General features: G+C 66.6%; 13 protein-coding genes. 1 reads left to right on the top strand and 12 read right to left on the bottom strand.

All coding sequences use genetic code 11. From position 1 onward, the window contains the following. Positions 1-21 precede the first annotated feature (21 nt). From GBRO_RS17740 to GBRO_RS17725, 4 genes are all read right to left on the bottom strand, one after another. Positions 22-1,404 carry an FAD-binding oxidoreductase gene (locus GBRO_RS17740; RefSeq protein WP_012835269.1) on the bottom strand — a complete coding sequence of 461 codons (1,383 nt, stop codon included), beginning with the start codon at positions 1,402-1,404 and terminating at the stop codon, positions 22-24. A gap of 157 nt (positions 1,405-1,561) precedes the next feature. After that, positions 1,562-2,464 (bottom strand): carbohydrate kinase family protein, encoded by a 903-nt coding sequence (locus tag GBRO_RS17735; protein ID WP_012835268.1) that lies wholly within the window; start codon positions 2,462-2,464, stop codon positions 1,562-1,564. Next, on the bottom strand, positions 2,461-3,105 hold the full coding sequence (locus GBRO_RS17730; RefSeq protein ID WP_012835267.1) for a class II aldolase/adducin family protein: 645 nt from the start codon (positions 3,103-3,105) through the stop codon (positions 2,461-2,463). Before GBRO_RS17730 ends, GBRO_RS17735 begins: the two co-directional genes overlap by 4 nt. Positions 3,106-3,159: 54 nt before the next feature. Beyond that, positions 3,160-4,323 carry a citrate/2-methylcitrate synthase gene (locus GBRO_RS17725; protein ID WP_012835266.1) on the bottom strand — a complete coding sequence of 388 codons (1,164 nt, stop codon included), beginning with the start codon at positions 4,321-4,323 and terminating at the stop codon, positions 3,160-3,162. Between the two features lie 55 nt (positions 4,324-4,378). On the opposite strand from GBRO_RS17725, the gene GBRO_RS17720 reads away from it, so the two are divergent. Beyond that, a complete protein-coding gene (locus GBRO_RS17720) occupies positions 4,379-5,617 on the top strand; it encodes a citrate synthase (protein ID WP_012835265.1) in 1,239 nt (412 codons plus the stop codon). Positions 5,618-5,712: 95 nt separating this feature from the next. Here GBRO_RS17720 and GBRO_RS17715 read toward each other — a convergent pair whose 3' ends face one another. From GBRO_RS17715 to GBRO_RS17680, 8 genes are all read right to left on the bottom strand, one after another. Further along, on the bottom strand, positions 5,713-7,485 hold the full coding sequence (locus GBRO_RS17715) for a sigma-54-dependent Fis family transcriptional regulator (RefSeq protein ID WP_012835264.1): 1,773 nt from the start codon (positions 7,483-7,485) through the stop codon (positions 5,713-5,715). Between the two features lie 162 nt (positions 7,486-7,647). Further along, positions 7,648-9,297, bottom strand: coding sequence for a chaperonin GroEL (gene groL, locus GBRO_RS17710; protein WP_012835263.1), 1,650 nt, complete (start codon positions 9,295-9,297; stop codon positions 7,648-7,650). Positions 9,298-9,345: 48 nt separating this feature from the next. Continuing rightward, the gene (locus GBRO_RS17705) at positions 9,346-10,371 is read right to left on the bottom strand and encodes an NAD(P)-dependent alcohol dehydrogenase (protein ID WP_012835262.1); all 1,026 of its coding nucleotides are present in this window, start codon (positions 10,369-10,371) and stop codon (positions 9,346-9,348) included. Beyond that, the gene (locus GBRO_RS17700; RefSeq protein ID WP_223375369.1) at positions 10,368-11,084 is read right to left on the bottom strand and encodes an iron-sulfur cluster assembly protein; all 717 of its coding nucleotides are present in this window, start codon (positions 11,082-11,084) and stop codon (positions 10,368-10,370) included. The genes GBRO_RS17705 and GBRO_RS17700 overlap by 4 nt, the downstream gene beginning before the upstream one ends. A gap of 65 nt (positions 11,085-11,149) precedes the next feature. After that, the gene (locus GBRO_RS17695; RefSeq protein ID WP_012835260.1) at positions 11,150-12,196 is read right to left on the bottom strand and encodes an amidohydrolase family protein; all 1,047 of its coding nucleotides are present in this window, start codon (positions 12,194-12,196) and stop codon (positions 11,150-11,152) included. Between the two features lie 85 nt (positions 12,197-12,281). Next, complete coding sequence (mimD, locus tag GBRO_RS17690) at positions 12,282-12,620, bottom strand: propane 2-monooxygenase effector subunit MimD (RefSeq protein ID WP_172491699.1); 339 nt, start codon at positions 12,618-12,620, stop codon at positions 12,282-12,284. 5 nt (positions 12,621-12,625) lie between these two features. Beyond that, a complete protein-coding gene (locus tag GBRO_RS17685) occupies positions 12,626-13,732 on the bottom strand; it encodes an aromatic/alkene monooxygenase hydroxylase subunit beta (RefSeq protein WP_012835258.1) in 1,107 nt (368 codons plus the stop codon). A 47-nt stretch (positions 13,733-13,779) separates the two neighbouring features. After that, complete coding sequence (locus GBRO_RS17680) at positions 13,780-14,823, bottom strand: 2Fe-2S iron-sulfur cluster-binding protein (RefSeq protein WP_012835257.1); 1,044 nt, start codon at positions 14,821-14,823, stop codon at positions 13,780-13,782. Positions 14,824-14,831: the final 8 nt, after the last annotated feature.

Here is a 14,831-nt window from a genome sequence, read left to right as displayed (position 1 = left end):
GGGGTTGTGCTGGGATTATGTCTATCCCAGATTGTTGGGGTCGATCGGCGAGAGGACACCGCTGGGGTCATGACGTCGGCGGACCTCGTCGAGACGCCTGCGTTCGTCGGCCGGCCAGAGGTCGCTGGGCATCGCCGATCGTGGTCCGGACATGTTGAGCGGGCCGGCGATCGCCCACGGAGCGACCGCGCCGACGACCGCAGCCAGGTGGTGATCGAGCTGATCACCCAGCGGGCCTGCGGGTACCCCGATGGCCAGCAGGCTGTAGGCCGCGGACCGGCCGGCGACGGCATTCGGAAGTCGTTGGGGATCGCGCAGTTTGCCGCCGAGCAGGCGAAGCTCGACGATCGCCAACGGGCTGGGTACGGCGGGTCCGGCAGCCGCGAGCAGTGCGTCGGCCGCTGCTGCGGAGAACTCACTCAACCCGACGCCGCGTTCGTCAGAGGGCATCGGCCCGGGCGGGTCCATGTGCACCGCGTCCAGAGCGGGGACGGGCAGCACCGCGACGTTCTCGAGCAGGACGGGCCCCGCGTCGCGCATCGGCCGCAACAGCGACTCGCCGGTCGCTGCGGCGCCGGTGTAGGTGAACCGGACGTGGACGGCGATCTGTCCCTGCAGCGGCGGGGGCAGAGCGGGGTCCGGCGGCAGCCGCAGGATGGCCACCGACGTGCCGGCCTCGTCGGGCAGATCCGGTGCCCAGCGGCCCCAGGCGTGCAGGACGTCGTGGGCCGCGGCGCCGGCGAAGAAGATACCGCCGCCGTACACGGTGGCGAGTGGGAACAGATCGAACTCGATGGCGGTCACGATGCCCAGTCCGTCCCGTCCCCCGAGCAGGGCCCAGAAAAGGTCGGAACCGGCCCCCGCGTCGACTGTCGTGATGATGCCGTCCGCGGTCACGAGCTCGATCGAGCGGACGTGGTCGGCGGCATAACCGAACTCGCGTCCGAGTGGGCTGAGTCCACCGCCGAGCGTGTAACCGACGACCCCGACACCCGACGACGACCCGACGAGTCCGGTCAACCCATGTGGTGCGGTCGCCGCCACCAGTTCGGCCCATCGGACGCCGGCGCCGACGCGAGCCGTCCGACGGACCGCGTCGACCGTGACGTCGTCCATCCGGGACGTGGTGATCGTGAGGTGCCCGCCGCCCTCGACGATCGGACCGTGGCCCGTCGCACGAACGCCGATCCGCAAGCCGTTGGCACGCGCGTATCGGATGGCTGCTGCGACGTCGCCGGCACAGGTGGCGCCGACAACGATCCCGGATGCGGGCGTGCGGGCCAGATTGAAGCCGGTGAGCTCTGCCCCGAATGCGGCGTCGGTGGGTGTGAGGACCGGTCCTCCGACAGCCGTGACGAGGTCGTCGAAGTTCGCGAAGGCTGCGTGATCCGTGGTCAGTGACATGATTGTTTCTCTCCCGTGCTCGAGGGTGCTCGGGTACGAGAATGGTTGAGCGGGCGGTAGGTTCACCATCCCCCGGGTGCGGGGAGAATCGTCACCAGAACGCTGGGGACCCCGCACCCCACAACTCTGGGATGCCGCCGGTTCGGCGGAGGTGCGGTCAGCCTCCGGTGATCGATCCCCACGTGAAATCGCCGTGGTCACTGCCCAATCCGGTGGCGACGATGCCGGCCACCGCGCATCCCACCCGGGCCGACTCCAGCAGCGGCAGGTCGTGGCCACGTGCGGCGATGAAGCCGGCTGAGAAGGCGTCGCCGCATCCGCTGGTGTCTACGACGGTCACCGGCGTTGCGGGGGCGTGCTCGGCGTCGTCGGCGGTGACCACGTGCGCACCGTCGGCGCCGGCGGTGACGGCCACACAGGTGACGCCGGTGTCGATGAGTGCGCGGCAGGCGTCGATCAGGTCGGTGCGCCCGGTGAGCCCGCGCACCTGCTCGTCGTTGGGTAGGAGGTAATCCAGGTGTGGCAGAACGGGTTCGAGCCAGGCGAGCGCCCCGGGATCCCCATCGGCGAGGATGTCCGCGGAGATCGTGGTGCCGGTGTCGCGGACGTCGGCGAGTAGTGGTGCGAGTTCGGGTGGATTGAGCAGCTCGGGTGCACCGAGGTGGAGATGGTCTGCGCCGGTGAACAATTCGAGCGGAGCCCGATCAAGCGGGTAGGCGAGATTGGCGCCGGGCATGTGGATGGCGGGACGATCACCGTTGCTGCGTATCGGGAGCATGCTCATCGACGTCGGAAGATCAACGCGCACAAGGTCGTCGGTCACCACGCCGTGGCGGTTGAGCGCGGTGATCAGGACGTCGGCGGCCTCGTCGTCGCCGATCGCGCCGGCGGTGTACACCTCGACCCCGAGTTTGGCCAGCGTGATGGCGGTGCCACCCGCGGGGCCGGCGGCCGACATCCGCATGTGCTGCACCAGCGTCGCCCCCTGTCCCTCCGGGATGGCGTCGACCGGCTGGGCGAGGACATCGAGGACATGCGCCCCGAAGGTGATTACTCTCATGTAGCACTCCGAAATGGTGAGTAGTGTCGCCGGGCGGCGGTCATGATGACGTCGCCGACCTGTGCGTCGTCGAGAACCGAACCGCCCGGTGCCTGAAGGTGGATCTGTGCCAGCCAATCGACGAGTTCGATTCGGTCGCAAGCAGATTCGATGTCATCGCCGTAGGCGACGGATCCGTGATTGCGCATGAGCGCGACCGTCCGATCGCGTAGGGCGGCGGCGACGCTGTCGCTGAGTTCCTGGCTACCGAACACCGCATACGGCGCCACGCGGACGGTGCCGCCGATCATCGCCGCGGTGTAATGCACCACCGGCAGTTCGTCGTTGGTGTTGGACACCGCGATCGATGCGATCGGATGGGCGTGGACCACGGCACGGGCCGTCGTGGTGCGATAGACGTCGAGGTGGATGCGCAACTCCGAGGTCGGCACTTGTTCGGTTTCCTCGGCGACGGTTCCGTCGAGGTCGACGACGACGAGGTCCTCGGCGGTGACCGTGTCGAGGTAACAACCGGACGGTGTCAACACCACGAGGTCACCCGCCCGGACCGACGCGTTGCCGCCGGTACCGTGGGTGAGCCCCCGGGCCGCCAGCCGGTGGGCGGCCGCGACGACGGCGGCGCGTTCATCTACGAATCGCACGGTTAGACAGTACTACCCGAGGCGGTGCCCAGCGGTCCCATCGCTGCAGCGGGATCAGGGCAGTTCAGATACCGGTTGCGGTGGCGGTGGTCCGACGTAGCGTGCGCTGGGGCGGATGATCTTGGAGTCCTCGGCCTGTTCCAGAACGTTGGCCGTCCAGCCGATGACCCGGCTCGAGGCGAAGGTCGGGGTGAACATCTCCCGCGGTACGCCGCACAACGACATCACCACCGCCGCGTAATACTCGACATTGGCGTAGAGGTGGCGGCCGGGCTTGAGTTCGGCGAGGACGTCGACCACGGTGCGTTCCACACCGGTCGCCAGATCCGCCAGCTCGCCGCCGAGGTGCCGCGCGACATCGCCGAGCATGATCGACCGCGGATCGTCGGTGACATAGACGGGGTGGCCGAATCCCATGATCCGCTCACCGCGCTGCACCTTCGGGACCACCACCGGACGGGCATTGTCGATCGAACCGATCTCGTCGAGCAGATCCAATGCGCGAGAGGGGGCGCCGCCATGCAGCGGACCGCTCAGGGCACCGATGGCGCCGACGATGCATGCGCTCAGATCGGCGCCGGTCGAAGCGATCACGCGCGCGGTGAAGGTCGAGGCGTTGAACCCGTGATCGACGGTGGAGACGAGGTAGTGCTCGAGCGCGCGTGCCCGGCCGGGGTCCGGTTCGGTGCCGGTGAGCATCCAGAGGTAGTTGGCGGCGTAGTCCAGATCGTCCCTGGGGGCCACGGCGTCGAGCCCGTTGCGCAGGCGGTACAGCGAGGTCAGGATGGTCGGTGTCACCGCCGCCGTCAGTAGGGCGTCGGACCGCCGGGCGGTGTGATCGAGGTCGTAGACGGGCCGGAAGCCACGTTCGGCGCCGACGAGTGACAGCGCGGTGCGCAGCCCCGTCAGCGGATCGGACGCGCGGGCGATGGCGGGCAGGACACCCGCCGTGGCCGTGGGGATGGCGCGTAGCGGTCGTACCTCGTCGCAGAAGGCGCCGCGTTCGGCGAGGTCCGTCGGCAGCGTCTTGTCGATCATCAGCCGCCAGACGTCCTCGAACGGACGGGTCGTGGCCAGCTCCACCGCCGAGTACTGCCGGTAATGGTAAAAGCCCTCGGTCCCACGCACATCGCCGACGGCGGTGTCGGCGACCACCACGCCCTTGAGTCCGCGCGGTACCTCGACCGCTCCATTGATCGAATCCGCAACCGGTGTCATGACTCCATGATCGTGATGTGCCGACCGGCAAATCAAGGTTGATTATCATCAAGTCATGTCCAGAATGACCGCCCGGGAGACCGCTGCCAGGCTCGGCGTCAAGCTCGACACCGTCTATGCCTACGTGAGTCGGGGTGTGCTCACCGCGACGCGTCAGCCCGGTTCTCGGAACAGCCTTTTCGACCGCGACGAGGTGGAGCAGCTGGCCCGCCGGGGGCGTCCGCGTCGCACCAGCCGGCCGTCGGCGCTCGACCTGATCGTCGAGACGGGGCTGACCACCATCGCGGATCAGCGTGTTCGCTATCGAGGACGGGATGCGTGCGCGATGGCACGCACGCATTCTTTCGAGGAGACCGCCGGGTGGCTCTGGACGGGCGACGAGGAGCCCGAGAACCGTTGGCAGCCCTACCCGGTCACCATCCCGGACATCCTCGAACATCCGCGTGATCGCATGCGAGCGGCAGTGGTGCTGGCCGCAGCTGCCGAACCGTTCCGGGCGGACCTCACGCTCCCCGCAGTCACGACGAGCGCGCGTTCGGTGATCGCGACCATGGTGGTGGCTGCCGCGGATCGGCCGCCGACCCGGGTTCCCCGGCTGCATCTTCCGGCCGGTGGTGCACCCATCAGCGGTAGTCTCGCGGGCGTACTCTGCGGCGGTCTGCTTTCTCGACTATCGACCAAAGGAATTGTCGCGTCGGTCAACGCGGCGCTGGTGTTGCTCACCGACCACGAGCTCGCGTCGTCGACGATGGCAGCTCGGGTGGCGGCGTCGGTGCGCGCGGACCCGTTCTCGGTGGTGCTGGCAGGCCTCGGCTCGACGGCAGGACCGCTTCATGCCGGGGCCAGCGCATTGGTGTATCCGATGCTGGTCGATGCGGCCGACCGCGGGTCGGAGCGTGCGATCGCTCGCGCTCTGGAGACCCATGAGCACCTGCCCGGCTTTGGTCACCCCTTGTATCCGGACGGCGATCCGCGGGGGAAGATGCTGTTGGCCCTACTGGACGCCGAGTTTGCGAATTCTGCTGCGCTATCGAGCATTCACACTCTGCGACGGACCGCGGAACGTCGCACCGGAATCATCGCCAACATCGATTTCGCACTCGGGGCACTCTGTTTCCTCGCCGGCATGCCGGTCGCCGCAGGCGAGGCACTCTTCACGATCGCCCGCACCGCAGGCTGGATCGCCCACGCCATCGAGGAGTACGGTGAGCCACCGCTGCGATTTCGAGCCAACGCGGTCCCCCGAGAGCCTCGCTTCTCCGCTGGCCGAACCGCTCTCCCATCCGGTGACTGAGGGCAACCAGCACAATAGGGGCGGCTCACCAGCAATCTTGGTGCGGGTCGACCAGCAGGACATAAGGCGTGAGTGAACCGGTGGGGCCGGCCGGGTCACATGTCGATCCCGAACTCCTTGATCTTGCGGTAGATGGTCGCGCGGGAGATGCCGAGAGCCTCGGCGGCGGCCATCCTGTTGTTGCCGTTCTCGTCGAGGCTCCGCACGATGGCGTCGCGTTCGAGGGCCTCGATCCGGGTGAGGGTGTGCCGGCTCGAGGTGCGGCAGGTGGGTGGCAATTGGCGTTCGGTGATGATGCCGGATCGCTGATGGGTCACCACTTCGCGAAGGGTCTGGCGCAGTTCGGCGACGTTGCCCGGCCAGCTGTACTTGCTCAGCTGGCGCATCGCCTCGGCCGATACGCTCAGCTCCCGGCCCCGGGTCAGCTGGCGCAGCAGCGTCGGCACCAACTCCCGGAGATCTTCGATGCGGTGGCGTAGCGGGGGCACCTCGACGGTGTGCCCGAAGAACGGGAGGACCGTGGCGCCCAGGCCCGGGTCGAGATCGCCGGTGTTCACCGTGATCCCCACCCAGCCGTACTCTTCCCGGCCCTGGAGCAGGTCGGCGATCTCGGCGGCCAACTCGTCGTCGAGACGGTCGAGGTCGCGTATCACGATGCCGAACTCGTCCCGATCCAGTTCGGCGGCAAGGGTTTCCATCGTGTCGGGATCATCGAAATCGGCGGCGTCGAAGACCCGTGTGGCACCCCGTAGATGTCGTGCCGCAGCACCGCGCAACAGTGCGGTCCGGCCCGACCCGGGTTCCCCGGCGACCGCCACCCATTCGCCGTCCCGGGCGTAGCGGCCGACCAGATCGCAGCACAGCCGCCACGAGGAACTACGCCCGACGATCCCGGGCAGTGCGGTGGAATCACTCCGCGGCGCCGGCCGCGACGGTTCGGCGTCGAGCAGGTGCACATGGAACACGGCCATCTGGGCGGCGTCGTCCCAGTGGTCGTCGACCGGCGACAATCGCAGCACCCGGCCGCTGGGCAGGGTGCTGACGCGACGAGCGCCGACGGCGTCCATGGTGTGGTCGACCGCGTACTCGAGCATCGCCACCTGATCGAGCGGGTCCATACTGAGCCGGAGTTTGCGGTTCATCAGCACCACATCCGCGGCGATCGCGAGCACCATCATCTGCGGTGCCCGACGACAGGTCGCGAGATACGCGGACAGTAGCCGGGATTCACGCTGGCTGGCCAGGGAGAGCATCTGCTGTTCGATCTGGACGGTCGCAGATTTGGCCAGTGAGAGCAGTAGCGGACCGCCATCGTCGACCCATCCGGTCAGATCGAGTGCGCCCACGACGCCACCGGAGAACGGATTGCGGATGGGCACACCGGCGCAGGAGAGCTGCGACAGGCAGCCCGCGTAGTGCTCCGATCCGGTGACCAGCGTCGGTTGCTGCGCCTCGAGGGCGGTGCCGATGCCGTTGGTGCCGGCATGCTGCTCGTTGTAGCTGTAGCCGGGCGCCAGACTCACGTCGTCGAGTCGTGAGCGCAGTTCCCGCGAAGCCGTCGCACGCGACAGGACCACACCGTCCGGCGAGGTCAGGATGATGCTGACCGGCTCGGCGGACAGGTCCTCGGCGAGCTGGTCGAGGATCGGACGCGCAGCACGCATGAGTGAGCTGTCCGGATTGGGTTCGCGCACGAACGGAAGCTCGAGGCGATCGGCGTGCACGTTGAACGAGCGGGACCGCTTCCACGACGTGGAGATGGTGTCTCGGACCGAGTCGTCGATACCGTCATCGCTGAGGAAGCGTTCTCGCGCACGCGCGACATAGAGCGGCGAATGCTGTGCCTGGGCTGTGGGCTGCAATCTCACCGATTCAGCGGACCCCCTTGTGATCGTGTCCGGAATCTCATGTGTCTCCGAGTGTAACCGGCATCACTATTTGCCGGTGGATGCCTGCGTGAGTAGGGATGGGCCGGCGGCGATCAACGCCGTGAACTCCGGGGAGCTCGGATCGCCGCCGGCCCGGTCGGGTCAGTAGATGTTGGAGGGACGGATCATGCCTTCGGCGAGATCGCCGACGGCGGGCGCGGGTATCGCACCCGGATTGCCCAAAACCTCCTCGACCACTGCCGTTTCGGTGGTGATCAGCAGTGCGGCGATGGAGGCGGCACTCTCCAGGGCGGCGCGGGTGACCTTGCACGGGTCGATGACACCCTCGTCGAACATGTCGCCGTATCCGCCGGTCAGCGCGTTGAATCCGTGTCCGAGCGGGAGACCCGCCACCACCTTCACCACTTCGTCGCCGTCGAATCCGGCGTTGGTGGCGATCCAGAACAGTGGTTCGGCCAGCGACCGGCGGACGACGTCGATGCCGACGGCCTCGTCGCCGAGTGCCTCGAGTGGTTCGAGCGCACGATGCGCCTGGGCCAGCGCGGTGCCGCCGCCGGAGACGATGCCGGCCTCGACCGCGGCGCGGGTGGCGGCCAGCGCATCCTCCACCCGCAGCATCCGTTCCTTCAGTTCGACGCTTGTCACGCCGCCTACGCGGATCACCGCGACCCGGCCGGTCAGCCGCGCGATCCGCAACTCCAAACTGTCGCGATCGTGATCGATCCGGGCCCGCTGCAGCTGGGCCTCCAGATGCTGCACACGGGCGTCGACGAGCGACTGGTCGCCGTGGGCGCCGACGATGGTGGTCTCGTTCTCGGTGACCGTCACCCGGTCACACGTGCCGAGATGCTCGGCCGATACCTCACTCAGTTCGATACCGGTGTCCTTGGCGACCACGTGACCGCCGAGCGCGACCGCGAGATCCTCGAGTTCGGCGATCCGCCGATGCCCGAAGCCGGGCGCGCGCACGACCACCGAGAGCATCGTCTTGTGCATGTTGCCGCCGACGAGCAACTGCAGTGCGGGTCCGTCGACGTCTTCGGCGAGGACCAGCAGGGGCCGGTCGGCGCGTTTGGCCGACTCGATGGCCGGCATGATCTCCTGGACGGCGGTGATCTTCTTGTTGGTCAGCAGGACCACCGGATTGTCCAGAACCGCTTCCATGCGTTCGGGATTGGTCACCATGTATCCCGACGTGTAGCCGTGATCGAACTCGATGCCGTCCACCACGTCGACGGTCAGCCCGAGCGTGTCGCTCTCCTCGGTGGTGATCACACCGTTCTTCCCGACGTGTTCGACGGCGGTGGCGATCACCTCGCCGATCACCTCGTCGTCGCTGGCCGCGAGGCTCGCGATGCGGGCCAGGTCGCCGCGCCCGCCGATCTGGACGGCCTGGCCGGCCAGCGCGTCGGTCACCGCGGCCACCGCGCGTTCGATGCCGCGGCGCACCCGCATCGGGTTGGCACCCTGCTCCACGGCACGCAGACCCTCGCGGACCATGGCCTGCGCGAGCACCGTCGCGGTGGTGGTGCCGTCACCGACCACCCCGTTGGTCTTCATCGCGACTTCTTTGACCAACTGGGCGCCCATGTTGGCAAACGGGTCCCGGAGTTGGATCTCACGGGCGATCGTGACACCGTCGTTGGTGATCGTGGGCGGTCCGGTCAGCTTCTCCAGCACCGCATTTCGGCCCTTGGGGCCCAGCGTCACCTTCACGGCGTCGGCGAGGGCGTTGACGCCCCGCTCCAGCCGTAGCCGCGCTTCGGCGTTGTAGCGCAACTCTTTGGCCATCGATTTCAACCTCTCATGTGTTCTTGCGGATTTCGGGCTGTGTGGCGGTCAGGGCACGAGGATGGCGCGCCCCCTGACCCGGCCGGCGTCGAGATCGTCGAGCGCCTGTTGGAAGTCGTCGAGGGCGTAGGTGGTGGTGTGCAGCTTCACTTTTCCCTGTGCGGCAAGCGTCATCAGTTCCCCGAGGTCGTTGTAGGAACCGACCAGGTTGCCGATGAAGTTGATCTCGGTGGAGATCACGTCGATGGTCGGGACGTCGATGTTCTCGCCGTAGCCGACGACGAAGTAGTTGCCGGCACGGCGCAGCATCGCGATTCCCTCGGCGGTCGCCCCACCCTCGCCGACGAAGTCGAGAACGGCTTCGGCTCCGTGACCACCGGTGAGATCGAGGATCTGCTGGACGTGGGAACCGTCGGCGACGATGCCCTGATCCGCGCCGACATCCACCGCGAGTGCGACCGCGTCGGGATTGCGGTCGACGACCACGAGGGTCACCCCGGAGATCGCCTTGAGTACCTGAATTCCGATGTGTCCCAATCCGCCCGCGCCGATGATGACACAGACCTCACCGGGCCGTGTCATCCGCGCGACCTTCGCGGCGGCGTGGTAGGCGGTGAGACCCGCGTCGGCGAGAGCGGCTACGTCGGCGGGTTCGAGCGAGTCATCGATGCCGACGACGCTGCGCGCCGTGGTCTTGAGGTACTCGGCGTATCCACCGTCGGTGTCGATCCCGGGGAATCGGCTGTTCTCACAGTGGACGTCGTCGCCGGCCCGGCAGGCCCGGCACAGCCCGCAGGTGATCAGCGGATGCAGGATCACCTTCTCGCCGACGGTGACGTTGGTGACCGCATCACCGATGGCCTCCACCCAGCCGGCGTTCTCGTGCCCGATCGTGTAAGGCAGTGTGACACCGGACTTCTCGGCCCACTGTCCTTCCAGGATGTGCAGATCGGTGCGGCAAACCCCGGCCCCGCCTATCCGGACGATGACGTCGAGCGGACCGGTGATCTCCGGTTTCGGGATGTCGTTCAGTTGCAGTTTGTCGTGGTATCCGACCACTTGGACGGCTCTCATGGCGTCTCCTTCAGAGTTCTCAGATCGGTGACGGTGGGACCGCTGGTGCCGTCACAGTCGGGGTCGTCGGCGTACCGCGTGGCCAGCAGGCCCCGGCAGAAATGCCCGTTGCCTTCGATCGAGATCCGCACGGAGCGGGCGAATCTCAACCGCATCGGTACCTGGTCGTCGGGCAGGGGGTGGCCCTCGTCGTCCACCAGCACCCGGCTGTTGCGGCACAGGGACAGCCCGATGTCGGCGCGGCGGCGCAACAGTGCGGAGCGGTTGGGGCCGGCAGGCAGGTCGCGCAGCAGCACGTGCCCGATCTGGTCCTCGGTCACCGTGCCGTCGCGGAGCAACCCGGTCAGGCATCGCTCCATGGCCGCCACATGCGCCTTGCGGGCGAAGGTGCGCCGCAGCTCGTCGAGACTCTCCTCCGCCTCGACGCCGAAGGTCCCCACGTAACCGGCCGCGGCGGCCAGACCGCGGTTGATCTTGTCGCTGTCGTGATGATCGTCGAGTAGGACGTGGACCTCACCGATCCCGTCGATCTCCTCGAGCGCGTCCTGCGCGTCCGACGCCATCAGGTAGGCGAAGTTCGGTGAGCAGAACGACGTCGGCAGACGCAGATGCACACTGACGGCGGTGTCGTCGATCTCGATCGAGCGCACGAAACGCAGGTCGGTGATCGGCTCGTCGAGCTCGGGATCGCGGACCGTGGACAGGGCGGCCATGACCGCGGCGCCGACGGACAACGATTCCGGGGACACCACCGGTGTCTGGCGGACGAGTTCCACGGTCATGCGTTCACCGCGTCCTTGGCGCCGGCCGCCACCTCGACTCCGGGATCGGCTGCGTCGGTGGGAATCCGGAGCTCGGCGGGCACCTCGATGTGTGGATAGAGGGCTGCGGCGTTGAGGCCCAGGATCTTTCGCTTCTGGTCGGTGGTGATGGGTGCGTACTCCGTCATGTCCTCCGGGATCTGGAAGTCGACGAACCGCTCGATGAGCCACTGCGGCGTCCACAGCGCGTAGTCGCTGGCGAAGAGGATCTTGTCCTCGCCGATCCAGTACAGGAGTTCACCGATGATCTGGGCGAAGTAGCGCGGCCGGGTGTGGATGAACGGAATGGCCACGGCCAGACCGCCATACACGTTGGACTCCTGGGTGGCGATCCAGCAGAAGTCCTCCAGTCGCGGCAGACCCACGTGCTCGATGATGAAGTTGAGATCGGTGTAGTCGGTGGCCACCTTGTCCACGTCGGCGACGTCGAAGGCATCGCGGTCGAGCGGGCGGATGGTCGGTCCCTTGTGCACGTGGATGTTCTTGATGCCCAGGGCGATACATTCCTCGAGGTAGCGACGTGACCAGTGGTCGTCGAGCTTGTAGCCGCGGGAGTCGCCGTGCCATTCGGCGGTGTAGAGCTTGACCCCCTTGAGGTCCATCGTGTCGGCGTCGCGGCGCAGCTGTTCCAGGCCGTCCTCACCGTCGCGCGGATCGTAGGCGTGGTTGTAGGTGAGTTTGCCGGGATTGTCCTGGCACAGTTTCAGCGAGTCGTCGACCTGGGCGAATCCGTTGACGTAGAAGTCTTTCAGAATGGTCGCCTGGAAAATGGCGTGATCGGCGGGCCCATCCTCGAAGAGATCGCGCATGAGACGTTCACCGCCGTAGTAGCAGTAGGTGTCGTAGTCCCAGACCTCTTCCTCGGGACTGAGGTTGCGGTGGTAGTCGTAGAAGCAGTCGATGAACTGTTTGCCGTGGATGTTGCGGTGATTGGATTCCCGTCCGTCCCAGAGGTGGACGTGGGCATCGACGATGAAGTATTTTTCGCCGTTCTTCTCGTACATCAGGTGGCTCGCTCTCTCTTCTGGGCTGTGAAGTGGAGTCACCGCCGGGGTGCGGTGGGGAGCCGCACCCCGGCGGTGAAGTGTGTCAGGACGAGGCGGTCAGGTCGAAACCGATGAACTCTGCCGCGTCCTCGGGGCTGGCGAACAGGATCGTGCGGTCGTCGAGGTGGACCATGCGGCCGTAGTGGGTGGAGCTGATCTCCTCGAAGATCGACCCGTCGAACTCCTGGCCGAGCGCGTCGGTCAGCTCGTCGTAGTCGAATTCGAGACGGTTGACACCGTCCACGCGGATCATCGACGGGTACTCGGTGAGTTCCACACCGTCCTTGGCGCCCATCACATTTGCCACGACCCGGCCGATGGGGGTGTTCATCAGGGTCACCCCGCACATATTGGAGAACTCGGTGTCTGCTCCGAAATGCATTGTGCTCACTTGTTCAGCTCCTCTGGGATATCGACATCGATGGCGGCCAGTACATCGGCGAACTTGGTCTTCGCGTGGTCCAGGCTCGACGAGAAGGTGACGGTCTTGTCGGCCGGTTGCGACCAGATGGGTTGCAGCCCGTGAGCCGCATCCAGGCAGCGGGGAACCCACTCGGACATCCAGTCGGCGAACAGCTTTCGGTTGTCGACGCCGTACTTCTCGTCACGTGCGAGCATCTGGAACAGTGCTCGCGAGTAGTTGAGATCACGGTCGTAGTCGTATTCACCGGTGCCGACGATGCTCGGCGTGATGTAGTCGCCGTTGCGGGCGGCCACCTGCATCACCAGCTCCGAACGGAACAGTGAGCCGACGAGCTGCTCGTAGACGATGTTGGTGCAGAACAACAACTTGCACCAGTCGCCGATCGCGGTCAGCCGCTCGGTGGCCTCGCGGGTGGGCTGCCACTCCGGTGCCGACTGCCACACCTCCTTGTGGGCCGATCCGTCAAAGGCCTCCTCGGCCTCGGCTAGATCGAGGTTGAACAGCGCGAGATCCTGTGCGAAGCGCAGTTTGTGGGCGGCGTTGACGCAGACCGCGTTGTTGATCATGTTGGTCGGCGCCGAGCGCTGGATCGAGGTGAACACGTGCAGACCCAGCCCGCTCTCGGCGTGCATCCAGGCACCCAGGTTGCGCTCGATGAACTTGAGCCACGCGGAGTTCCACCCGTCGTAGGCCCGTGCCCGCTTGGCGTTCTGCAGACTCAGATCCACCTGATGGACCACCGCAGAATTGTTGCGGTAGATCGACTGTTCCCATTCCTCGTTGGGATCGAGGAAGGCGTGCCAGTTGGCCGACCGGGCAGCCGTCCACTCCTTGGGGTAGCCACCCGGGCCGTCGCCGAAGCCGTAGATCCAGCCCTGGGTGAGATGGCGTTCCGGATCGGGCTGGACGTCGACGGTCACGTCCTCGTACATCGTGGCCCGCTTCTTGGCGGGTTGGTAGTAGTTGTACTTGCGGCTACGGCTGCTCGGGAACTCCCGCGCGCCGGCCTCGGCGTCGGTGAACTCGATGGACGGGAAACTGCGCTCCCGGGGTTCTGCTGGTGCGGACATACCTTTCGTTCCTGTCGTTCAGGCCGACTCGGCCGAGATCATCTCGGTCAGGAGTCGAATGCCGGGCTGGTGAACTTGTCGTAGAAGATCTGGTCTCGAGGAATCGAATGTTGTTCGGCGAGAGCGAGAGCCGCGTCGACCATGGGTGGGGGACCGCAGAAGTACACCTCCGTTCGGGCGAGGTCCGCCTCGTTGGCGTTGACGATGTCGGTGACGTTGCCGCCGGCCACGGTGACTCCGTCGGGGGCGTCGTCGGTGGAGTCCGAGAGGCACGCGGTGAAGGTGAAGTCCTCGATCTTCTCACCGAGCGTGGCGATCTCGTCGAGATAGAACAGATCGCTCGCGCGCCGCGCCCCGTAGTAGAACCGGACCGGCCGATGCAATCCCGTCTCGCTGATGTGCCGGAGCAGCGACAGGAGCGGCGCCATGCCGGCCCCACCGCCGATCGCGACGATCGGCAGCACGTGACCACTGCGCAGGGTGCACGAGCCGTACGGGCCGTTGACCTTGATCTCGTCACCCACCGACAGTCCGTCGGTCAGCATGCCGGCGAACAATCCGCCGGGATACTTCTTGATGAGGAACTCGAGCCGGTCCGGGGTGGCCGGGGTGGTGGCGATCGAGAACGACCGCTTCTCCTCGGTACCCGGGATGTACAGGTCGACGTACTGACCCGATTTGAATTCGATGGTCTCCGGTTCGACGACGTCGAGTGTGAGCGAGACGATGTCGGCGGTCATCGGCTCGATGGCCGCCACGCGGGTGGTGACGTCCTGAATCGGTGCGCCGCCGAGCAATTCGTCCTCGTCGAAGTTGAGCAGCTCGATCTCGCAGTCGCTGTAGGCATACGTACGGCACAGCAGCACGTACCCCTCGGCCTCCTCGGACTCGTTGCAGGCGAAGGTCGAGTAGTCGTCCATCTGCACGTCGCCGTCGAGCATGTAGGACTTGCACGCCGAGCACCGCCCCTCCCGACATCCGTGCATCAGGTGGATGCCCTGGCGGAAGGCGGCGTCGAGGATGGTCTCGTCCTCGTCGACCTCCATCTCGATGTCGACGGGTTCGAAGCTGATCCGGTGTGTGTCGGCCAACTCAGATC

This window comes from Gordonia bronchialis DSM 43247, assembly GCF_000024785.1.
Classification (GTDB): domain Bacteria; phylum Actinomycetota; class Actinomycetes; order Mycobacteriales; family Mycobacteriaceae; genus Gordonia; species Gordonia bronchialis.
Note: the sequence above shows the minus strand (reverse complement) of the source record. Positions and strands in the feature narration are given on the sequence as shown.

Excerpts from the sequence above, each read along its gene's own strand:
- groL (WP_012835263.1), bottom strand. The coding sequence starts at position 9,297 with ATGGCCAAAGAGTTGCGCTACAACGCCGAAGCGCGGCTACGGCTGGAG.
- GBRO_RS17735 (WP_012835268.1), bottom strand. The coding sequence starts at position 2,464 with ATGAGAGTAATCACCTTCGGGGCGCATGTCCTCGATGTCCTCGCCCAG.
- mimD (WP_172491699.1), bottom strand. The coding sequence starts at position 12,620 with ATGCATTTCGGAGCAGACACCGAGTTCTCCAATATGTGCGGGGTGACC.
- GBRO_RS17695 (WP_012835260.1), bottom strand. The coding sequence starts at position 12,196 with ATGTACGAGAAGAACGGCGAAAAATACTTCATCGTCGATGCCCACGTC.
- GBRO_RS17720 (WP_012835265.1), top strand. The coding sequence starts at position 4,379 with ATGTCCAGAATGACCGCCCGGGAGACCGCTGCCAGGCTCGGCGTCAAG.
- GBRO_RS17705 (WP_012835262.1), bottom strand. The coding sequence starts at position 10,371 with ATGAGAGCCGTCCAAGTGGTCGGATACCACGACAAACTGCAACTGAAC.
- GBRO_RS17700 (WP_223375369.1), bottom strand. The coding sequence starts at position 11,084 with ATGGCCGCCCTGTCCACGGTCCGCGATCCCGAGCTCGACGAGCCGATC.
- GBRO_RS17725 (WP_012835266.1), bottom strand. The coding sequence starts at position 4,323 with ATGACACCGGTTGCGGATTCGATCAATGGAGCGGTCGAGGTACCGCGC.
- GBRO_RS17740 (WP_012835269.1), bottom strand. The coding sequence starts at position 1,404 with ATGTCACTGACCACGGATCACGCAGCCTTCGCGAACTTCGACGACCTC.
- GBRO_RS17685 (WP_012835258.1), bottom strand. The coding sequence starts at position 13,732 with ATGTCCGCACCAGCAGAACCCCGGGAGCGCAGTTTCCCGTCCATCGAG.